General features: G+C 60.5%; 19 protein-coding genes. 15 read left to right on the top strand and 4 right to left on the bottom strand.

Annotation, left to right across the window (positions count from 1 at the left end; genetic code table 11):
- Positions 1-4 precede the first annotated feature (4 nt).
- Entirely contained in the window at positions 5-1,375 is a 1,371-nt protein-coding gene (gene mnmE / locus CNQ84_RS11235) for a tRNA uridine-5-carboxymethylaminomethyl(34) synthesis GTPase MnmE (RefSeq protein ID WP_096004958.1), read from the top strand.
- Here the strand turns inward: mnmE and CNQ84_RS11230 are convergent, their stop codons facing one another.
- The 4 genes from CNQ84_RS11230 to codB all read right to left on the bottom strand — a co-directional run bounded on the left by CNQ84_RS11230 (position 1,376) and on the right by codB (position 6,072).
- The gene (locus CNQ84_RS11230) at positions 1,376-2,710 is read right to left on the bottom strand and encodes an MFS transporter (RefSeq protein WP_096004957.1); all 1,335 of its coding nucleotides are present in this window, start codon (positions 2,708-2,710) and stop codon (positions 1,376-1,378) included. It lies immediately after the preceding gene.
- A gap of 85 nt (positions 2,711-2,795) precedes the next feature.
- Positions 2,796-4,052, bottom strand: a complete 1,257-nt coding sequence (gene codA, locus CNQ84_RS11225) for a cytosine deaminase (protein WP_096004956.1) — start codon at positions 4,050-4,052, stop codon at positions 2,796-2,798.
- Positions 4,049-4,792 (bottom strand): PucR family transcriptional regulator, encoded by a 744-nt coding sequence (locus tag CNQ84_RS20490; RefSeq protein WP_165771275.1) that lies wholly within the window; start codon positions 4,790-4,792, stop codon positions 4,049-4,051. Before CNQ84_RS20490 ends, codA begins: the two co-directional genes overlap by 4 nt.
- Positions 4,789-6,072, bottom strand: coding sequence for a cytosine permease (codB, locus tag CNQ84_RS11215; protein WP_096004955.1), 1,284 nt, complete (start codon positions 6,070-6,072; stop codon positions 4,789-4,791). Before codB ends, CNQ84_RS20490 begins: the two co-directional genes overlap by 4 nt.
- 718 nt (positions 6,073-6,790) lie before the next feature.
- Here codB and mnmG point away from each other — a divergent pair.
- The 14 genes from mnmG to glmU all read left to right on the top strand — a co-directional run bounded on the left by mnmG (position 6,791) and on the right by glmU (position 20,071).
- Entirely contained in the window at positions 6,791-8,689 is a 1,899-nt protein-coding gene (gene mnmG / locus CNQ84_RS11210) for a tRNA uridine-5-carboxymethylaminomethyl(34) synthesis enzyme MnmG (protein WP_096004954.1), read from the top strand.
- Positions 8,686-9,330 carry a 16S rRNA (guanine(527)-N(7))-methyltransferase RsmG gene (gene rsmG, locus CNQ84_RS11205; RefSeq protein WP_096004953.1) on the top strand — a complete coding sequence of 215 codons (645 nt, stop codon included), beginning with the start codon at positions 8,686-8,688 and terminating at the stop codon, positions 9,328-9,330. Before mnmG ends, rsmG begins: the two co-directional genes overlap by 4 nt.
- 17 nt (positions 9,331-9,347) lie before the next feature.
- Positions 9,348-10,151 carry a ParA family protein gene (locus CNQ84_RS11200; protein WP_096004952.1) on the top strand — a complete coding sequence of 268 codons (804 nt, stop codon included), beginning with the start codon at positions 9,348-9,350 and terminating at the stop codon, positions 10,149-10,151.
- A 17-nt stretch (positions 10,152-10,168) separates the two neighbouring features.
- Positions 10,169-11,029, top strand: a complete 861-nt coding sequence (locus CNQ84_RS11195; protein WP_096004951.1) for a ParB/RepB/Spo0J family partition protein — start codon at positions 10,169-10,171, stop codon at positions 11,027-11,029.
- A gap of 352 nt (positions 11,030-11,381) precedes the next feature.
- Positions 11,382-11,780, top strand: coding sequence for a F0F1 ATP synthase subunit I (locus CNQ84_RS11190; RefSeq protein ID WP_096004950.1), 399 nt, complete (start codon positions 11,382-11,384; stop codon positions 11,778-11,780).
- A 17-nt stretch (positions 11,781-11,797) separates the two neighbouring features.
- A complete protein-coding gene (gene atpB, locus CNQ84_RS11185) occupies positions 11,798-12,673 on the top strand; it encodes a F0F1 ATP synthase subunit A (RefSeq protein ID WP_096004949.1) in 876 nt (291 codons plus the stop codon).
- A 71-nt stretch (positions 12,674-12,744) separates the two neighbouring features.
- Positions 12,745-12,999, top strand: a complete 255-nt coding sequence (atpE, locus tag CNQ84_RS11180) for a F0F1 ATP synthase subunit C (RefSeq protein WP_083728481.1) — start codon at positions 12,745-12,747, stop codon at positions 12,997-12,999.
- Between the two features lie 63 nt (positions 13,000-13,062).
- Positions 13,063-13,533: a F0F1 ATP synthase subunit B gene (locus tag CNQ84_RS11175; protein ID WP_096004948.1), complete on the top strand. Its 471-nt coding sequence runs from the start codon at positions 13,063-13,065 to the stop codon at positions 13,531-13,533.
- Positions 13,534-13,544: 11 nt separating this feature from the next.
- Positions 13,545-14,081 carry a F0F1 ATP synthase subunit delta gene (locus CNQ84_RS11170; protein ID WP_096004947.1) on the top strand — a complete coding sequence of 179 codons (537 nt, stop codon included), beginning with the start codon at positions 13,545-13,547 and terminating at the stop codon, positions 14,079-14,081.
- Positions 14,082-14,110: 29 nt separating this feature from the next.
- Positions 14,111-15,655, top strand: coding sequence for a F0F1 ATP synthase subunit alpha (atpA, locus tag CNQ84_RS11165; protein WP_083728478.1), 1,545 nt, complete (start codon positions 14,111-14,113; stop codon positions 15,653-15,655).
- A 76-nt stretch (positions 15,656-15,731) separates the two neighbouring features.
- Positions 15,732-16,595, top strand: coding sequence for a F0F1 ATP synthase subunit gamma (atpG, locus tag CNQ84_RS11160; RefSeq protein ID WP_083728477.1), 864 nt, complete (start codon positions 15,732-15,734; stop codon positions 16,593-16,595).
- Positions 16,596-16,645: 50 nt separating this feature from the next.
- On the top strand, positions 16,646-18,022 hold the full coding sequence (atpD, locus tag CNQ84_RS11155) for a F0F1 ATP synthase subunit beta (RefSeq protein ID WP_096004946.1): 1,377 nt from the start codon (positions 16,646-16,648) through the stop codon (positions 18,020-18,022).
- Positions 18,023-18,064: 42 nt separating this feature from the next.
- Entirely contained in the window at positions 18,065-18,508 is a 444-nt protein-coding gene (locus CNQ84_RS11150; protein WP_096004945.1) for a F0F1 ATP synthase subunit epsilon, read from the top strand.
- 201 nt (positions 18,509-18,709) lie between these two features.
- On the top strand, positions 18,710-20,071 hold the full coding sequence (glmU, locus tag CNQ84_RS11145; protein ID WP_096004944.1) for a bifunctional UDP-N-acetylglucosamine diphosphorylase/glucosamine-1-phosphate N-acetyltransferase GlmU: 1,362 nt from the start codon (positions 18,710-18,712) through the stop codon (positions 20,069-20,071).
- Positions 20,072-20,124: the final 53 nt, after the last annotated feature.

The raw sequence follows: 20,124 nt of genomic DNA, 5'->3' as shown, positions 1-20,124 counted from the left end.
CGCCATGAGCACGCCCTATCACGCCGATACCATTGCCGCGCTGGCCACCGCTCCTGGCCAGGGCGGCGTCGGGATCATTCGTGTCTCCGGCCCGGCTGCTCGGGACATTGCCGAGCGCATCGCCCGCCGCAACCTGCAACCGCGCTACGCCCACTACGGCCCGTTCTGGTCTGGTGAGCAGACACTGGACGAAGGTATCGCGCTGTTCTTCCCCGGCCCGCATTCCTTTACCGGTGAAGACGTGCTGGAACTGCAGGGCCACGGCGGTCCGGTGGTAATGGATCTGTTGCTCAAGGCATGCCTGGCCGCCGGCGCACGACAGGCGCGCCCCGGTGAATTCAGTGAACGAGCCTTCCTCAATGACAAGCTGGACCTGGCCCAGGCCGAAGCGATTGCCGATCTGATCGAAGCCAGCTCCGAGCAGGCGGCGCGCAATGCCCTCAACTCGCTGCAAGGGGTGTTCTCCCAGCGCGTGCGTTCCCTGACCGAGTCGCTGATTGCCCTGCGCATCTACGTTGAAGCGGCGATCGACTTCCCTGAGGAAGAGATCGACTTTCTCGCCGACGGTCACGTGCTGTCGCAACTGCAGGCAGTGCAGGCTGAACTGACCCAGGTACAGCGCCAGGCCGGGCAGGGCGCGCTGCTGCGTGACGGCATGAACGTGGTGATCGCCGGGCGGCCCAACGCCGGCAAGTCGAGCTTGCTCAACGCCCTGGCCGGGCGCGAAAGTGCGATTGTCACCGATATTGCCGGCACCACCCGGGACATCCTGCGCGAACATATCCACATCGATGGCATGCCGCTGCATATCATCGATACCGCGGGCCTGCGTGACACCGACGATCAGGTCGAGCGTATTGGTGTGCAGCGTGCGATGAACGCCATCGGCGAGGCCGATCGGATTCTGCTGATGGTCGATGCCAGTCAGCCGGAAGCCAAGAATCCAGACCTGCTGTGGCCGGAGTTTCTCGCCCAACGCCCCGACCCGGCCAAGGTCACGCTGATCTATAACAAGATCGATGTCACCGCAGAGCCCGTTGCACAGGACATCGCAGCAGACGGCTCGGTGGTGCTGCATCTGTCAGCCCGGCAGGGTGAGGGTATCGATCTGCTGCGTGAACATTTGAAAGCCTGCATGGGCTTTGAGCAAACCGGCGAAAGCCTGTTCAGCGCCCGCCGGCGCCATCTCGAAGCACTGGAAGAAGCCGCTAGTTACTTGCAGCATGGCTTTGATCAGCTCACCCTGATGGGCGCTGGCGAGCTGCTGGCCGAAGACCTGCGCATGGCCCAGCAAGCCCTCGGCAAGATCACCGGCGAGTTTTCCGCCGATGACCTGCTGGGGCGGATCTTCTCCAGCTTCTGTATTGGTAAATAGTCAGGGCAGCGCCTGACGCATTCGCGAACTGCTGACCAACGCCGCGATGACCGCAAAGGCGCTGGCAGCCAGCAGGGCGACATGGGTGCCATCGTCCACAAACAGGTTGAACGCCAGGGCCACCAGCGCAGCACCGCTGGTTTGGCCAACCAGGCGGGCGGTGCTGAGCATGCCACTGGCGCCACCACTGCGATGAATCGGCGCGGCGGTGATGATGGTGTGATTGTTCGGCGACTGAAACAAGCCGAAGCCCGCACCACACAACATCATCCACGCCAGTATCAAGGCAAATCCAGGGCTATCCGGCAGGCTGGCCAACCCCCACAGCCCGCCAGCAAACAGCAGCATGCCGATGCCCCCCAGCAGACCCGCGTGATAACGCTCCAGCAGTCGACCGGCCAGGGGCGCAGTCAACATGGTTGCCAGTGGCCAGGGTGTCATCAGCAGACCGGTCTGGATGGCATTGAGGCCCAGTTGATGCTGAAAATAGAAGGGGATGGAGACCATCGCCAGCATCTGCGCGGTGAAGGCGCTGATCGAGCTGCAGATAGACAGGGCAAAGATCGGAATGCGCAGCAAATCCACCGGCAACAGCGGCATGCTGCGGCTCAGCTGCCGGCGCACGAACAGCCAGCCCAACGGCACACCGATGAGTACCGGCAGCACTAGCCACCAGCCGGCGTGGCCCTGGGCAAAACCGGTCACGGCAAGAAAGAAGCACCCCAGCGTCAGCACGTTGAGCAGGGCGCTGGGCAGGTCAAAGCGCTGACTCGGGGCGCCCTCGTTGGAGGGCAGAAAGTGCCAGCCCATGATCAACGCCAACAGGCCAACCGGCGCGCTGACGGCAAACAGCCAGGGCCAGCTGGCCAGCGACAGAATGGCCGCCGCCACACTGGGCCCGGCGGCGGCGGCAACGGAGACGATCAGGGTATTGAGGGCCACACCCCGGCCCAGACGTGCGCGCGGGTAGATCAGCCGGGTCAGTGCACCGTTGACGCTCATCACCGCCGCCGCACCCAGGCCTTGCAGCATGCGCGCCAGGGTCAGCTCCAGCAGGGAATCGCTGAGGGCACAGAACACCGACATGCTGGCAAACACCGCCAGCCCGATCAGATAGATGCGCCGGTAGCTCCACAAATCTCCGAGTGAAGCCAGCGGCAGCAGACTGACGGCAATGACCAGCTGATAGGCATTGACCACCCAGATGGAACTGGCGGCACTGGCGCCCAGATCGGCGCCGATAGTTGGCAGGGCGACGTTGGCGATCATGCCGTCGAGTACGGCCATGGTCACCCCCAGGGCGATCGCAATGATCGCCCCGAGGCGCTGCGGCATGGGTAAACCGTCTTGGTGTGCAGGGGACAAGTCGGGCCTCTGAATGACAGAACCGGCCGGTCACCTTAGCACAGCACAGGCTCCTTCAGCGCCACCCGGCAACCTCATGCACGGGCGCATCGCGCTGCACCAGGCAGCGGCCGTCACGGATTGAGGCCAGCACCGGCGACTGGTTCAACAACACCTCGTAAGGTGTAGCACCGTTCACCACCATGCAGCGTGCCGGATTGCCGACGGCAATGCCGTAGTCGTTCAGGTTGAGCGCTGCCGCGCCGTTGTCGGTCACGATCTCCAACGCGGTCTCAATGCGTTCCATCCCCAGCATGTGGCAGGCGTGCAGGCCGACATCCAGGGTACGCAGCAGGTTGCCGTTGCCCATCGGATACCAGGGATCGCGAATCGAGTCCTGGCCAAAACAGACTTTAAGACCTGCATCAAGCAGCTCCGGTACCCGGGTCACGCCACGGCGTTTGGGGTAACCGTCAAAGCGGCCCTGCAGGTGCAGGTTCTCGGTTGGCAGGGCAACAAAGTTCAGGCCCGACTTGCCCAGCAGACGGAACAGGCGGCTGCAGTAAGCCTCATCGTAGGAGTGCATGGCGCAGGTGTGGCTGGCGGTTACCCGGCTGCCGTAGTCACGACTAAGAGCTTCCGCCGCCAATACTTCCAGGAAGCGCGACTGTGGGTCGTCGATCTCGTCGCAATGCACATCCACCAGGCAGCCGTTGCGCTCGGCCAGATCCATCAACCATTTGACCGATTCCACGCCGTAGTCGCGGGTGAACTCAAAGTGCGGAATACCGCCGATGACGTCGGCCCCCACCGTGACCGCCTCGTGCATCAGCTCCTTGCCACCGGGGAAGGACAGAATGCCCTCCTGCGGAAAGGCAACAATCTGCAGATCGACAAACTCGGCAACCCGCTCGCGCACCTCGACCATCGCGCGCAATGCAGTGAGCTGCGGATCGGTCACGTCGACATGGGTGCGCACATACTGAATGCCATGGGCGGCGAACAACTTGAGCGTCTGCTCGGCCCGACTGATAACGTCGTCACGGCTGAGCATGGCCTTGCGCTCGCCCCAGCATTCGATGCCTTCGAACAGGGTGCCGCTCTGGTTCCAGCGCGGCTCACCGGCGGTCAGCGCTGCATCGAGGTGAATGTGCGGCTCCACAAAAGGAGGCAGCAACAGGTTGCCGCCGGCATCCAGCTCGCCAGCCGCCGCGCTCTGGCTGGCAGATTGGACATCAATCGCAGTGAAGCGACCGTCAGCCATGCCGACGCGGTACAGGCCGGAACGCCCGGCCAGGCGGGCGTTGACGATGGCGGTGAGGGGCAGGGTCATGGGTGTTCTCCAGAATCAGGGCATTGGCACAGCAGGTGCGCCAGTATCAGGTTATTCAAATCGTCGGGCCGTTTTGGATCCAGCCCGGTGGCGCGAAACAGCTTGTTCAGTCGATAACGTACAGAGTTGCGGTGGCTGCCCAGGCTGCTGGCGGCCGCGCTGACATTACCGCCGTGCTGCAACCAGGCGGTGAGTGTCGGGCCCAGGTCATCCAGCAAGGCCTGATGCTCGGCAAACCAGGGGGCGATGAACTCCCGACGGGCCGGCAAATTACCCAAGCGCAGCTGCAGGCGCTGCAGCAGGGTCTCGGCCCGGGTTTCATCCTCCCGGCTGGCCAGTTGCTCACGACTGATAATGGCGCGGCTGATGGCTTCGGTCACCGTCACCATCGGCAACGAATAGGGCTGCTCCAGCACCGGCAGTTGCAATACGTCGGCCCGCTTGAGCAGAGCACTGGGGAGCTGGCCGATATAGGCATCACCGGTCAGGATCACCAGCCCGGCAACACCGGTCGCCGCGCCCTCATGCACCAGCTCAAACAGGTTATCCAGGCTGTGATGCCGACCGATCCCGGTGATGAACACCAGCTCTCCGCCCTTGATCCAGGGCGCGAAGGAGCGGTTCTCCGCCACATAGGGCCAGCGTACCCGCCGCCCGGCACCGGCTTGCCCGGCGCGCAGACGGATGGCGCCGAGACCGGGCAGATCAGGAATATCGGCCGTACACAGCAGCTCGCTCATGCGCGGCTGGACAGCGCGGCACGGCGTTCACGTACCGGGTTGATCAGCAATGCCAGCAGCGTGTAGGCCACGCCTGCTGTCAGCACACCCACCAGGGGAGCAACCCAGTTGGAGGTATAGGCAACCAGCGAACCGATGGCGTAGGCGCTCAGGCCGACCCAGTTGAAAGCCGGCAGGGCGGTCGTTGCCAGATCGCCATAGCGACCACGCCAGGTGACCAGGTAATTGGCCATGATCACGCCACCCACCGGCGGGATAAAGGTGCCCAGCAGAATCAGGAACGGAATTAGCCACTCGTACATGCCCAGTACCGCCAGCAAGGTGCCGATGGCAGCGCCGACGACCGTGACAGTGCGGCGACGCTCGGTACGCAGCAAATTACAGCCGGCCACGGCGAAGTTGTAGACCGTATTGTCCTGGGTGGTCCACAGGTTGAGGAACAGCATCAGGACACCCAGCGTCGCCAGCCCCTGAGCGACCATGATGTCAACGATGTCGGCCTGCTGATAAACCAGCGCACCGAACGCGCCGACCAGTGTCATCAAGCCGTTGCCGACGAAGAACGCCGCCAGCGTAGCAATCACCGCCGCCTTGCCGGACTTGGCAAAGCGGGTCCAGTTGGTGGCCTGGGTGCCACCGCTGACAAAGGTGCCGAACACCAGGGTAATGGCCGCCGCCACGCTCATCTCGGCGCTCGGGTCGATTGCTGACAAGCCGGCCAACCCGCCGGCATCGGAGCCGGCAATGCCCAGGCTGACGGCAATCAGAATAATCATCGCCGGTACGGCCACCCGCGACAGCAGATCCAGCCCGCGATAGCCGATAAAGGCACTGATACAGAAGCCAAAACCAAACAGCACCATCAGCGGCAAGGTCAGGCTTTCCGGCAGCCCGGTCATTTTCACCAGCAGCAGCGCCATGGTGGCCGTGCCCCAGGCGTACCAGCCAATCTGGGTGAAACCGAGAATGAAGTCGGACAGCTTGCTGCCCATATCACCAAAGGCATAGCGACTCATCAGCGCGGTGTTCAGGCCCGAGCGGGCGGCGATGTAGCCCAGCGCCGCAGCGTAGGCACCGAGCAGCAGGTTGCCGACCAGCAGAATCCACAGCAGCGTGGAAAACCCGAAGGCAGCTCCCACGCTACCGCCTGCCCACATGGTGGCACTGAAAAAGGTAAAGCCCAGCAGGACGAAACTCATTGACCACATGCTCTTGCGTGCATGGGTCGGCACCGGGCTCAGCGGGTAATCCTGATCGGCGCTATCGATTAACTCACTCATTGTCTTTTTCTCCGGTTGGCAGCGGTTGCATCCACGACGGCGGATGCGTGCTCGGCAACGAGCAACCAGCGTGCCAGCAGCCCGAATTGAGCCGCTGACCTCCGTTTGGGTGCGCGGATTGCTGTGCAGACTGCACAAACAACCGAGGAGGTTGCCCCAATACGAGGCACATATTAGAGCGAATTAACGAAGCGCTGAGCAAATAGGCCTGCAAACACAGCATCCTCCTGGGTGAACGTGGTACGCCCAGAGCCAGGCTGGCAAGGCCCTGTTTCGACGCCAGGCTCCACCCGACAGCAGACAGGGCAGACCAAACAGGCTGTTCCTGAGGGCTGTGGAAAACTGCCCTTCAACTCGGTCGATAACCAGGGGGATAAGCCTGGGCATAACCAACCTGTGGATAACACGCCCATTCATCCACAGGCTGTACCACTGGGTACCCACCTGTCGTCGACGGCTTTCACACAGCCTTTTGTTTTCTGCAGTGCATTGAAAATAAAAGAATTTATTGAGTTTTCCACAGACAGGCGTTGCCCCAATAGCATTAACTTATTCAATCTTTTTATATATTTTCATCTTTATTCTTTTTAACTCTTTGCCGGGAGAAAAAAGCCGGTTGTACAAAAAATGGTCAGCACGGCTGCAATTTTCTCCCCTTGGCCCTATAATCAGCCCCTTTTTTCTGCGTCGGGGATACGCCCGGCAAACGAGGTGACAGGTGGACTTTCCCAGCCGTTTTGACGTCATTGTGGTCGGTGGTGGCCATGCCGGTACCGAAGCTGCGCTGGCAGCGGCGCGTATGGGCGTGAAGACCCTGCTGCTCAGTCACAACGTTGAGACGCTGGGACAGATGAGCTGCAACCCGGCTATCGGTGGTATCGGCAAAAGCCATCTGGTCAAGGAAATCGACGCGCTGGGTGGCGCCATGGCCTTGGCTACCGATAAGGCCGGCATCCAGTTCCGCGTGCTCAACAGCCGCAAGGGCCCCGCTGTGCGCGCTACCCGTGCCCAGGCTGACCGCGTGCTGTACAAGGCTGCCATTCGCCATACGCTGGAAAACCAGCCAAACCTGTGGATCTTCCAACAGGCTTGTGATGACCTGATTGTGGAACAACAACAGGTGCGCGGTGTGGTCACCCAGATGGGCCTGCGTTTTCTGGCTGACAACGTGGTGCTGACCACCGGTACCTTCCTCGGCGGACTGATTCATATCGGCCTGGATAACTACTCCGGTGGCCGCGCGGGTGATCCGCCGGCCATTGCCCTGGCAAAACGATTACGTGAATTACCCCTGCGGGTTGATCGCCTGAAAACCGGTACTCCGCCGCGCATCGACGGGCGCAGCGTCGATTTCAGCCAGATGACCGTGCAGCCGGGTGACACACCGATCCCGGTGATGTCGTTCATGGGCAGTGCAGCGCTGCACCCCGAGCAGGTCAACTGCTACATCACGCACACCAACGAGCGTACCCACGACATCATTCGCGAGAATCTTGACCGCTCGCCGATGTACTCCGGCGTCATCGAGGGCATTGGGCCGCGCTACTGCCCGTCGATCGAGGACAAGATTCATCGCTTTGCCGACAAGCACAGCCACCAGGTGTTTATCGAGCCCGAGGGCCTGACTACCCATGAGCTGTACCCCAACGGCATTTCCACCTCGCTGCCGTTCGACGTCCAGCTGCAGATTGTGCAGTCGATCAAGGGCATGGAAAACGCGCACATCCTGCGCCCGGGCTATGCCATCGAATACGATTACTTCAACCCGCAGGACCTGAAGTACTCGCTGGAAACCAAGGTGATCGACGGCCTGTTCTTTGCCGGTCAGATCAACGGCACCACAGGCTATGAAGAAGCCGGCGCCCAAGGTTTGCTGGCGGGTCTGAACGCTGCACGGCGTGCGCAGGAACTGGACGCCTGGTGTCCGCGTCGGGATGAAGCCTACATCGGCGTATTGGTCGACGACCTGATCACCATGGGCACCCGCGAGCCTTATCGCATGTTCACCTCGCGCGCCGAGTACCGCCTTGTGCTGCGTGAAGACAACGCCGACTTGCGGCTGACCGAGCAGGGCCGTGCACTGGGTCTGGTCGATGACGCTCGCTGGGCGGCGTTCAACGCCAAGCGCGAAGCCATCGAGCAGGAAACCCAGCGCCTGCGCAGTACCTGGGTGCAGCCCGCCAGCGAACAGGGCAAGGCCTACAGTGCCCAGTACGGTACACCGCTGACCCACGAGTACAGCTTGCTGGACTTGTTGCGGCGCCCGGAAGTGGATTATTCCGCACTGGTGGCCTTGACCGGCGGCAGTGACGTGCCCGCCGATGCCGCCGAGCAGGTTGAGATTCAGGCCAAGTACGCCGGCTACATCGAGCGCCAACAGGAAGAAATCGACCGCCTGCGCCAACACGAACAGACCCGCCTGCCCGAGGACCTGGACTACGCCAGCCTGAATGGGCTGTCCAACGAGATTCGCGGCAAGCTGGCTGATGTGCGGCCGCAGACGCTGGGACAGGCCTCGCGCATCCCGGGCGTCACGCCGGCGGCAGTCAGCTTGTTGCTGATTCACCTGAAAAAACGCAACGCGCTGGGCAGTGGCTCTCTGGCCAGGGAGGCATGAGCGCGATGGGGCAACACGCAATCGAGCTGGCCCACGGCGCGCGGCAGCTCGGTATCGATCTGACCGACGACCAGCAGACACAACTGCTGGCCTACCTCAGTCTGCTGAACAAGTGGAACAAGGCCTACAACCTCACCGCGGTGCGCAACCCGGACGAAATGGTCAGCCGTCATCTGCTCGACAGCCTCAGCATCCTGCCCTACATCGAAGGCGAGCGCTGGCTCGACGTGGGCAGCGGCGGTGGCATGCCCGGTGTGATGCTGGCGATCATGCTTCCTGCCCGCCATTTCACCCTGCTGGACAGCAACGGCAAGAAGACCCGCTTTCTGACCCAGGTAAAAACCGAGTTGGGGCTGGCCAACCTGGAGGTGATCAACAGCCGTGTCGAGGCGTTCAATGTTGAGCAGCCGTTCGACGGCATTACCTCGCGGGCCTTCGCCTCGCTGGCCGACTTCACCCACCTGACCCGTCACCTGGGTAGCCCGGATACCCGCTGGCTGGCAATGAAAGGGGTGTACCCCGACGACGAGTTGGCTGCCATGCCGGTCGACTTCCAGCTCGAGAGCAGTGCACAATTGCAGGTTCCCGGTTGCGTCGGCAGCCGCCATCTGTTGATACTGCGACGGATGAATCAGGGCTGAGATCAAGGGGGTCATACGTGGGCAAGGTGCTGGCAATTGCCAACCAGAAAGGCGGTGTGGGAAAGACCACCACCACGATCAATCTCGCCGCCTCGTTGGCCGCAACCAAGCGCAAGGTGCTGCTGATCGATCTCGACCCCCAGGGCAACGCGACCATGGGCAGCGGCATCGACAAGGCGAACCTGGACAACTCGGTGTACGAGCTGCTGACCGGGCAGTGCGAGTTTGCCGACGCGGTCTGTCGCTCGGAATACGGCGGCTACGATTTGCTGCCGGCCAACGGTGACCTGACCGCTGCCGAAGTCGAGCTGATCAACATCAAAATGAAAGAAAGCCGGCTGCGCTACGCGCTGGTCAATGCCCGCGAGCAGTACGACTTCATCCTCATCGACTGTCCGCCGTCGTTGAACATGCTGACCGTCAACGGCCTGGTTGCCGCTGACGGGGTCATCATTCCGATGCAGTGCGAGTATTACGCGCTGGAAGGCTTGTCCGCGCTGGTCAACACCATCAGCCGCATCAGCTCGGTGCTCAACCCGAGTCTGCAGATCGAAGGTCTTCTGCGCACCATGTACGATCCGCGCAACAGCCTGACGCTGGATGTATCCGCCCAGCTCAGTGCCCATTTTGGCGACAAGCTGTATCAGACCGTGATTCCGCGCAACGTGCGTCTGGCCGAGGCGCCGAGCTTCGGTATGCCCGCGCTGGCGTATGACAAGCAGTCGCGTGGCGCTGTCGCCTATCTGGCGCTCGCCGGCGAGGTGGTACGTCGCAGCAAGCAGGCAGCCAAGGCGGCTGCCGTTACCGATTTGAACGAATGACAACAAGGACAACGAGCATGGCGGGCAAGAAGCGCGGCTTGGGACGGGGACTGGATGCACTGCTGAGTGCAGGCGCCGGTGCGGCCAGCGAGAACGACAGCCAGGATCGGATCCTCAAGGAGCTGCCGGTAGATCTGGTCCAGCGCGGCAAGTATCAGCCACGCCGGGACATGGACCCGCAGGCACTGGAGGAACTCGCCGAGTCGATTCGTGCCCAGGGCGTGATGCAGCCCATCGTCGTACGCCCGATCAGCGAAGGCCGCTACGAGATCATCGCCGGTGAGCGGCGCTGGCGTGCCAGTCAGCTGGCCGGCCTGGACAGCATTCCGGCGGTGATCCGCGAAGTGCCGGATGAAGCCGCTATCGCCATGGCGCTGATCGAGAACATCCAGCGCGAAGACCTCAACCCGATCGAGGAAGCCATCGCCCTGCAGCGCCTGCAGCAGGAATTCGAACTGACCCAGCAGCAGGTGGCTGACGCGGTTGGCAAGTCGCGGGTGAGTATTACCAACCTGTTGCGCCTGATGAGCCTGCCCGAAGACGTCAAGCTGATGCTGGAGCGCGGCGACTTGGAAATGGGCCATGCCCGTGCCTTGCTGGGCTTGCCGGCTGAGCAGCAGACCACCGCCGCGCGCCAGGTGGTCGCCAAGGGTCTGACCGTTCGTCAGACCGAAGCGCTGGTCCGCCAGTGGCTGAACCCCAGAAGGGATGCGACACAACAGCGCACCAACCCGGACGTGGAGCGTCTGCAACAGGACCTGGGCGAGCGTCTGGGCGCCGATGTGAAGTTGCAGCACGGTGCCCGCGGCAAAGGCCGGCTGGTGATCAGCTACAGCTCGCTTGACGAGCTTGATGGCATTCTCGAGCACATCCGCTAAGCTCTTGCGAGCGCGCAAGCAGCGTCATTGCTGACTTGGCGAGGCGCGGTCAATTATTACAAAAGATGACTGTCAGGCGGCCCGTCCGGCGTTTTGACCACAACATGTAGTGCCTGACCCCAAGGCACAACCAAAGCAGCCGGGGATGCCGCGCAGATCAGGCAGCATGCGCCCTCGCGCCTTGTAGTGCCGCGCCTGTTTGGTTGCTACTGACAGGTCGAACACATATAATCACCGGCGCTTTAGGGGGCGGCCACACGAATCCCCGCGCCGAGTGCGCGCGCAGTCAAGGTGGCCGGACAGCCCGGCAATTTGTTTCACGCATGCACCACCCGCAGGGTTTTGAGTACTGATGACGACTGTGAAGACCAATGCCATTCGTCGTCCCCCGCTGATCAAGTGGTTCGCGTTTCAGGCTGTTGTTGTGGTTTTGATGGGGGCGCTTTTCTGGATTAAAAGCCCCGTGGCGGCATACTCCGCCCTGGTGGGAGGGCTTATTTTTCTCCTGCCCAATGTGTATTTCGCGCTCAAGGCTTTCAGGTACACCGGGGCGCGCGCTGCAAAGCAGATAATGGATTCTTTTTACAAGGGTGAGGCCGGCAAGCTCATCCTCTGCGCTGTCCTCTTTGCGATAGCGTTCAAAAGTATTAAGCCGATTGATGTATCGGCACTGTTTCTTACATTTGCGATCATGCTGGTCACGAACTGGCTAACACCTGCGGTAATGGGTGGAAAAACGCAGCACAGCTAAAGGACCTGAGGAACGTTATGGCAGGCGCTACCGCATCAGAGTACATCAAGCACCACCTTCAGAATTTGACCTACGGGAAACTCCCGGCCGGTTATGAGCGTGCCGATGGCACGGTTCTGGGGCAGGACACCTGGACCATGGCCCACGGCGCTCAGGAAGCGTCCGACATGGGTTTCATGGCTATTCACGTAGACACCATCGGCTGGTCACTGTTCCTCGGTGTGCTGTTTTTGTTCTTCTTCCGCATGGCGGCCAAGAAAGCCACCTCCGATGTTCCCGGCGGTCTGCAGAACTTTGTTGAAATGATGGTCGAGTTTGTCGATCAGAGCGTTAAAGAGACCTTCCACGGTCGCAACAAGGTGATCGCACCGCTGTCGCTGACCATCTTCTGCTGGGTCTTCCTGATGAACCTGATGGACCTGGTACCCGTCGACTTCCTGCCGCAGCTGTTCCACATGGCCGGTGTCGAGTACATGAAGGTCGTACCCACTACCGATGTCAACGCCACCCTGGGCATGTCCCTGTCGGTCTTCGCGCTGATCATCTTCTACAGCATCAAGGTCAAGGGCGTTGGCGGCTTCCTCGGTGAGCTGACCCTGCATCCCTTCTCCTCCAGCAACATTTTCCTGAAGGTCCTGCTGATTCCGGTCAACCTGCTGCTCGAAGGCGTCAGCCTGCTGGCCAAACCGGTCTCCCTCGCTCTGCGTCTGTTCGGTAACCTGTACGCCGGCGAGCTGATCTTCATCCTGATCGCTCTGCTGCCCTTCTGGGCTCAGTGGGCGCTGTCCGTGCCGTGGGCTATCTTCCACATTCTGATCATCACGCTGCAGGCATTCATCTTCATGATGCTGACCATCGTGTACCTCAGTATGGCGCACGAAGACAGTCACTGATTCAGGCGATAACGATTTAGTTCTACCCGAAAACCCATAACTTGCAATTAACTGAAAACTGGGAGCTTTAAATGGAAACTGTAGTTGGAATGACCGCGATTGCCGTAGCACTGCTGATTGGCCTGGGCGCACTGGGCACTGCAATTGGCTTTGGTATCCTGGGTGGCAAATTCCTGGAAGGCGCTGCGCGTCAGCCGGAAATGATCCCCGCCCTGCAGGTGAAAATGTTCATCGTCGCCGGTCTGCTCGACGCCGTAACCATGATCGGTGTTGGTATCGCTCTGTTCTTCACCTTTGCCAACCCCTTCATTGCCCAAGTTGCGTAATGCAGTCGCCGGTAACGGCGACTCCAACTTGATGGTTTTGAATAACAGGCAAGAGGTGAAGACGTGAACATCAATTTGACGATACTCGGTCAAGCGATCGCGTTCTTCATCTTCGTGGTGTTCTGCATGAAGTATGTGTGGCCTCCGGTCATCGCTGCTCTGCAGGAGCGCCAGAAGAAGATCGCAGACGGCCTTGCAGCCTCTGATCGCGCCGCCAAGGACCTGGAACTGACACAAGAGAAGTCAGCCCAGGAACTGCGTCAGGCAAAAGAGCAGGCTGCAGCACTGATTGAGCAAGCTAACAAGCGTGCCAACCAGATTGTTGAAGCCTCCAAAGAGGACGCTCGCAAAGAAGGCGAGAAGATTCTGGCTCAGGCCCAGGCGGAAATCGAACAGCAGCGCATCAAGGCCAGAGACGCTCTGCGCGCCGAAATCGCTGCCATCGCAGTGGCTGGCGCCGAGAAGATTCTGGAAACTTCTGTCGACGCTGACAAGCACGGTGACATGCTGAACAAGCTGGTAGCCGAACTCTAAGCGAGGTCATCATGGCAGAACTGATTACGCTGGCCCGCCCCTACGCCAAAGCGGCATTTGAGCGGGCAAAAGCCCAACAGGCCCTGGCCGAATGGGCTGAGGTGCTGAACGCTGCTGGCCAGGTGGCCGCAGACGAGGCAACTCGCCAGCTGCTGACCGATCCGGGTCTGGCGGAACAGAAGAAAGCCGAGGTCATCCTCGAGTGCACCGGTCAAACGGTGTCCGAGGAGCAACGCAACTTTCTGATGATCCTCGCCGATAACCGCAGGCTTGCCCTGCTGCCCGAGATTGCGACGCTATTCAACAGCTTCCGAGCTGAACTTGAGCGCACTATCGACATTGACGTCAGCTCTGCTTTCGAGCTGACTGACGCACAGCAGCAGCAGCTTGCCCAGGCGCTGTCCAAGAAGCTCGATCGCAATGTGCGCATCGACGCGACCCTGGACAAGTCACTGATTGGTGGACTGGTTGTTCGCACCGGCGACCTGGTCATCGACGCCTCCGTGCGCGGAAAGCTGACCAAACTGGCCGAGTCGTTGGGCTCCTGATTTCAGCATAAGGTTTTGAGGATAAAGGCATGCAACAACTGAATCCATCAGAGATCAGTGACATCATCAAGAAGCGGATCGAGCAACTCGATATCTCTTCTCAGGCACGTAACGAAGGTACGATTCTTTCCGTATCTGACGGTATTGTGCGGATTCACGGTCTCGCCGATGTAATGTACGGGGAAATGCTTGAGTTTCCCGAAGGCGTCTTTGGTATGGCACTGAACCTGGAGCAAGACTCCGTCGGTGCCGTCATCCTGGGTGACTACCTGGGTCTGGCCGAAGGCATGACCGTCAAGTGCACCGGTCGCATCCTGGAAGTGCCGGTAGGTCCGGAACTGCTGGGCCGCGTTGTCAACGCACTGGGCGCGCCGATCGATGGCAAGGGCGATATCAACGCCAACGCCACCGACGCGGTCGAAAAGGTTGCGCCGGGCGTGATCTGGCGTAAGTCGGTAGACCAGCCCATCCAGACTGGCTACAAGGCCGTCGACGCGATGGTTCCGGTAGGTCGTGGTCAGCGTGAGCTGATCATTGGTGACCGCCAGACCGGTAAGACTGCGATGGCTGTTGACGCCATCATCAACCAGAAAGGGTCCGGCGTTAAGTGTGTCTACGTCGCGGTTGGTCAGAAACAATCGACCATCGCCAACGTGGTACGCAAGCTGGAAGAGCACGATGCCATGGGTCACACCGTGATCGTCGCCGCTTCCGCTTCCGACCCGGCTGCTCTGCAGTTCCTGGCTCCTTACGCCGGCTGCACCATGGGTGAGTACTTCCGCGACCGCGGCGAAGACGCGCTGATCATCTACGATGACCTGTCCAAGCAAGCCGTTGCCTACCGTCAGATCTCCCTGCTGCTGCGCCGCCCGCCGGGCCGTGAAGCCTACCCGGGTGACGTGTTCTATCTCCACAGCCGTCTGCTGGAGCGCGCTTCCCGCGTTTCCGAAGAGTACGTCGAGAAGTTCACCAACGGTGCCGTAACTGGCAAGACTGGTTCGCTGACCGCTCTGCCGATCATCGAAACCCAGGCTGGTGACGTATCTGCGTTCGTACCGACCAACGTGATCTCCATCACCGACGGTCAGATCTTCCTGGAATCCAACCTGTTCAACTCGGGTGTCCGTCCGGCCGTTAACGCCGGTGTATCGGTATCTCGTGTAGGTGGTGCTGCTCAGACCAAGATCATCAAGAAACTGTCCGGTGGTATCCGTACCGCACTGGCGCAGTACCGTGAACTGGCCGCTTTCGCCCAGTTTGCCTCTGATCTGGATGAAGCGACCCGCAAGCAGCTGGAACACGGTCAGCGCGTTACCGAGCTGATGAAACAGGACCAGTACGCGCCGATGTCCATCGCCGAGATGGGTGTCAGCCTGTTCGCAGCCGAGAAGGGCTTCCTGTCCGACGTCGAGCAGAACAAGGTCGGTGCTTTCGAGAAAGCCATGATTGCCTACTTCAAATCTGAGCACGCAGACCTGCTTGCCAAGATCAACGAAAAGGGCGATTACAACGACGATATCGAAGCAGGCATCAAAGCCGGCATCGAGAAGTTCAAGGCGACCCAGAGCTGGTAAGCCGACGGCGGGGCGCAGCGTGAGCTGAGCCCCGCTTCGCGCGATCCGGCCAAGGGCAAACCTGGAAAGGTGTGACATGGCAGGCGCAAAAGAGATTCGCGGCAAGATCGCGAGTATTAAAAGTACGCAGAAGATCACCAGCGCCATGGAAAAGGTGGCGGTCAGCAAGATGCGCAAGGCACAACAGCGCATGACTGCCAGCCGCCCGTACGCTGAGCGTATCCAGCAGGTGATCGGTCATTTGGCCAACGCCAACCCCGAGTACCGCCACGCGTTCATGCAAGAGCGTGAAGTCAAGCGTGTGGGTTACATCGTGGTGAGCACGGATCGCGGTCTGTGCGGCGGCCTGAACACTAACCTGTTCAAGGCTCTGGTCAACAGCATGAAAGAATGGCGTGACCGTAACGTCGAAACCGAACTCTGTGTTATCGGCAGCAAGGGCGCTTCCTTCTTCCGTAGCTACGGCGGCAATGTTGTCGCGGCGATCAGCAACCTGGGCGAAAAGCCTGCGTTGAACGACCTGATCGGCAGCGTCAAGGTGATGCTGGACGGCTACAACGAAGGACGCATCGACCGTCTGTACCTGGTCTCCAACGGCTTCGTCAATACCATGGTTCAGCAGCCCAAAGTGGAACAGATGATTCCGCTGGTGCCCTCCGAAGACGAAGGCGCACAGAAAGGCAGCTGGGACTATCTGTACGAGCCCGATGCCCGGGAACTGCTTGATGGACTGCTGGTACGGTACATCGAGTCCCAGGTCTACCAGGCTGTGGTCGAAAACAATGCCTGTGAACAGGCAGCCCGGATGATCGCGATGAAGAACGCGACTGACAACGCCGGTGAGCTCATCAACAATCTGCAGCTCATCTACAACAAGGCTCGTCAGGCAGCGATCACGCAGGAAATTTCGGAAATCGTCGGCGGCGCCGCCGCGGTTTGAGGCGACCCGGTTTAACCGGAACGGTTTCAACCATTTAGAGGAACCAACAAATGAGTAGCGGACGTATCGTTCAAATCATCGGCGCCGTCATCGACGTGGAATTCCCGCGCGAAGACGTGCCGAAGGTGTATGACGCGCTGCAGGTGACCGATCAGGGTCTGACCCTGGAAGTCCAGCAGCAACTGGGTGATGGCATCGTACGTACCATCGCCATGGGTACCACCGAAGGTGTCAAGCGCGGTCTGACCGTCGCCAACACCGGTGCAGCCATCTCCGTGCCGGTCGGGGTCAAGACCCTGGGCCGTATCATGGACGTGCTGGGTAACCCGATTGACGAAGCTGGCCCGATCGGCGAAGAAGAGCGCTGGGGTATCCACCGCGCGGCTCCGAGCTACGACGAGCAAGCTGGCTCCAACGAGCTGCTGGAAACCGGCATCAAAGTTATCGACCTGGTCTGCCCGTTTGCCAAGGGCGGTAAGGTTGGTCTGTTCGGTGGTGCCGGTGTAGGCAAGACCGTCAACATGATGGAGCTGATCCGTAACATCGCGATCGAGCACAGCGGTTACTCGGTATTCGCCGGTGTGGGTGAGCGTACTCGTGAAGGTAACGACTTCTATCACGAGATGAAGGACTCCAACGTACTGGACAAGGTAGCTCTGGTATACGGCCAGATGAACGAGCCGCCGGGTAACCGTCTGCGCGTAGCACTGACCGGTCTGACTATGGCCGAGAAGTTCCGTGACGAAGGTCGTGACGTTCTGCTGTTCATCGACAACATCTACCGTTACACCCTGGCCGGTACCGAAGTATCCGCTCTGCTGGGTCGTATGCCGTCCGCGGTAGGTTATCAGCCGACTCTGGCTGAAGAGATGGGCGTTCTGCAGGAGCGTATTACCTCCACCAAGACCGGTTCCATCACCTCCATTCAGGCCGTATACGTACCTGCGGACGACCTGACTGACCCGTCTCCGGCCACCACCTTCGCTCACCTTGATGCGACCGTGGTACTGTCCCGTGACATCGCGTCCCTGGGTATCTACCCGGCTGTAGACCCGCTGGATTCCACCTCTCGTCAGCTGGATCCGCTGGTTATCGGCCAAGAGCACTACGACGTTGCGCGTGGCGTTCAGTATGTTCTGCAGCGCTACAAGGAGCTGAAGGACATCATCGCGATTCTGGGTATGGACGAGCTGTCTGAAGAAGACAAGCAACTGGTAGCCCGTGCTCGTAAGATCCAGCGCTTCCTGTCCCAGCCGTTCTTCGTTGCTGAAGTATTTACCGGTGCACCCGGCAAGTACGTCCCGCTGAAAGAAACCATTCGTGCCTTCGGCGGCATCCTCAAGGGTGAGTTCGACCACCTGCCCGAGCAGGCCTTCTACATGGTTGGTACCATCGACGAAGCGATCGAGAAAGCGAAGAAACTGTAATGGGTGCGCCCCCGCAAGGGGGCGCTGAACCGAGGCGATACAATGGCTATGACAGTGCACTGCGATATCGTAAGCGCGGAAGAAGAGCTGTTCTCAGGTCTGGTTGAACGCGTCATCGCACACGGCAACCTGGGTGATCTGGGCATCATGCCCGGTCACGCGCCGCTGCTGACCGACCTCAAGCCGGGCCCGGTTCGGGTGATCAAACAGGATGGCACAGAGGAGGTGTTCTACATCTCTGGCGGCTTCCTGGAAGTTCAGCCGAGCGTGGTCAAGGTGCTTGCCGACACGGCTATCCGTGCTGGCGACATCGATGAGGCAGCTGCTCTGGAAGCAAAGAAAGCCGCTGAAAGCGCTCTCAACGAGAAAGGCGCAGAATTCGACTATGGTTCGGCTTCTGCCCGTCTCGCCGAGGCGGCGGCCCAATTGCGGACCGTGCAGGAATTGCGCAAGAAGTACGGCGGACCGGCGCTTAACAACCGGTAAGGCGAGCGGCAAGCTACAAGCCGCCAGCTGCAAAAAAACCGCTCGGCGCCAAGCCGCGCGGTTTTTTTTGCTTCTCGTTAGCGACAACGACCGTCGGCTATTTATCTGCATGGCTGGTCCGACGATCCTGTGTAGCTTGAGGCTTGAGGCTTGAAGCTTTGCTAGAATGCGCGAACTCTTTTTTTCCGACAGGACGTTCCCATGAATCTGCACGTTGTCATTCTAGCCGCCGGTCAAGGCACCCGTATGCGCTCCAAACTGCCCAAGGTACTGCACCCGGTGGCAGGCAAGCCCATGTTGGGGCATGTCATTGACTGCGCGCGCAGCCTGTCACCAACGCGGATTCATGTAGTGATTGGCCACGGTGCCGAGTTGGTGCGTGAACGGTTGGCCGCCGAGGATATCCACTGGGTACTGCAAACCGAGCAATTGGGTACTGGTCACGCTGTGGCACAGGCGCTGCCGGGCACCGAGGGGGCTGATCAGGTGCTGGTGTTGTACGGCGACGTGCCCTTGCTGCGCGTCGACACTTTGCAGCAGTTGAGCAGCCAGGCAGGCGCCCAGGCGTTGGGCATGCTGACCGTGACCATGGCTGATCCGACGGGCTATGGGCGCATTGTGCGTGACGCCGCAGGGCAGGTGCAGGCGATTGTTGAGCAGAAAGATGCCAGCGCCGAGCAGCTGGCCATCTGCGAGGGCAATACCGGCATCATGGCGCTGCCGGGCAAGCACGCGGCTCGCTGGTTGGGCAGTCTGTCCAATCAGAATGCCCAGGGTGAATACTATCTGACCGATGTCGTGGCCATGGCAGTATCCGAGCAGATTCCGGTTGAGGTCGCTCACGCGGTCGACGAATACGAGGTGCTGGGTGCCAATAACCGGGTGCAACTGGCGGTTCTGGAGGCCGAGTACCGTCGTCGTCAGGCCGAGAGACTGATGACCGAAGGTGTCAGCCTGGCGGATCCGGCGCGCATTGATGTGCGTGGCGACGTCCGCGTGGGACGTGATATCAGCATCGACATCAACGTGGTTCTGGAAGGGCACGTGGTGATCGAGGACGACGTGATCATCGAGCCCAACTGTGTCCTGCGTGATTGCCATATCGGTGCCGGCAGCCACATCAAGGCCTTCAGCCATATCGATGGCGCCGAGTTGGCGAGCGGTTGTGATGTGGGCCCCTATGCCCGATTGCGTCCCGGCACGCGCCTGCAGGCGGGCGCCAAGATCGGGAATTTTGTCGAAACCAAGAAGGCTGACATCGGCGCAGGCGCCAAGGTTAACCACCTGTCCTATATCGGCGATGCGGTCGTCGGCCCGGACGTCAACATTGGTGCCGGCACCATCACTTGTAACTACGATGGCGTGAACAAGCACCTGACCACCATTGAGGAAGGTGCCTTTATCGGCACCAACACCGCGCTGGTAGCGCCGGTAACCATAGGCGCGCGAGCCACCACCGCGGCGGGCTCGACCATCACCACCAATGTGCCGGCAGACACGTTGGCCGTGAGCCGCGCACGCCAGCGCAACATCGACGGCTGGAAGCATCCAACCAAGTCCTGAGGCCCGCCGCCTGGCTGTTCTATAGTGGGGTAAACATCTCACGGGGAATAGCC

This window comes from Pseudomonas abyssi (assembly GCF_002307495.1).
GTDB lineage: Bacteria > Pseudomonadota > Gammaproteobacteria > Pseudomonadales > Pseudomonadaceae > Halopseudomonas > Halopseudomonas abyssi.
The sequence above is the reverse complement of the archived record's forward strand: the minus strand, read 5'-3'. Positions and strand labels throughout refer to the sequence as shown.

What these genes read in the sequence shown, in the direction of transcription:
- mnmE (WP_096004958.1), top strand. Translation starts at nt 5, where the DNA reads ATGAGCACGCCCTATCACGCCGATACCATTGCCGCGCTGGCCACCGCT.
- CNQ84_RS11230 (WP_096004957.1), bottom strand. Translation starts at nt 2,710, where the DNA reads ATGCCGCAGCGCCTCGGGGCGATCATTGCGATCGCCCTGGGGGTGACC.
- codA (WP_096004956.1), bottom strand. Translation starts at nt 4,052, where the DNA reads ATGACCCTGCCCCTCACCGCCATCGTCAACGCCCGCCTGGCCGGGCGT.
- CNQ84_RS20490 (WP_165771275.1), bottom strand. Translation starts at nt 4,792, where the DNA reads ATGAGCGAGCTGCTGTGTACGGCCGATATTCCTGATCTGCCCGGTCTC.
- codB (WP_096004955.1), bottom strand. Translation starts at nt 6,072, where the DNA reads ATGAGTGAGTTAATCGATAGCGCCGATCAGGATTACCCGCTGAGCCCG.
- rsmG (WP_096004953.1), top strand. Translation starts at nt 8,686, where the DNA reads ATGAGCGCGATGGGGCAACACGCAATCGAGCTGGCCCACGGCGCGCGG.
- CNQ84_RS11195 (WP_096004951.1), top strand. Translation starts at nt 10,169, where the DNA reads ATGGCGGGCAAGAAGCGCGGCTTGGGACGGGGACTGGATGCACTGCTG.
- CNQ84_RS11190 (WP_096004950.1), top strand. Translation starts at nt 11,382, where the DNA reads ATGACGACTGTGAAGACCAATGCCATTCGTCGTCCCCCGCTGATCAAG.
- atpB (WP_096004949.1), top strand. Translation starts at nt 11,798, where the DNA reads ATGGCAGGCGCTACCGCATCAGAGTACATCAAGCACCACCTTCAGAAT.
- atpE (WP_083728481.1), top strand. Translation starts at nt 12,745, where the DNA reads ATGGAAACTGTAGTTGGAATGACCGCGATTGCCGTAGCACTGCTGATT.
- CNQ84_RS11170 (WP_096004947.1), top strand. Translation starts at nt 13,545, where the DNA reads ATGGCAGAACTGATTACGCTGGCCCGCCCCTACGCCAAAGCGGCATTT.
- atpA (WP_083728478.1), top strand. Translation starts at nt 14,111, where the DNA reads ATGCAACAACTGAATCCATCAGAGATCAGTGACATCATCAAGAAGCGG.
- atpG (WP_083728477.1), top strand. Translation starts at nt 15,732, where the DNA reads ATGGCAGGCGCAAAAGAGATTCGCGGCAAGATCGCGAGTATTAAAAGT.
- atpD (WP_096004946.1), top strand. Translation starts at nt 16,646, where the DNA reads ATGAGTAGCGGACGTATCGTTCAAATCATCGGCGCCGTCATCGACGTG.
- CNQ84_RS11150 (WP_096004945.1), top strand. Translation starts at nt 18,065, where the DNA reads ATGGCTATGACAGTGCACTGCGATATCGTAAGCGCGGAAGAAGAGCTG.
- glmU (WP_096004944.1), top strand. Translation starts at nt 18,710, where the DNA reads ATGAATCTGCACGTTGTCATTCTAGCCGCCGGTCAAGGCACCCGTATG.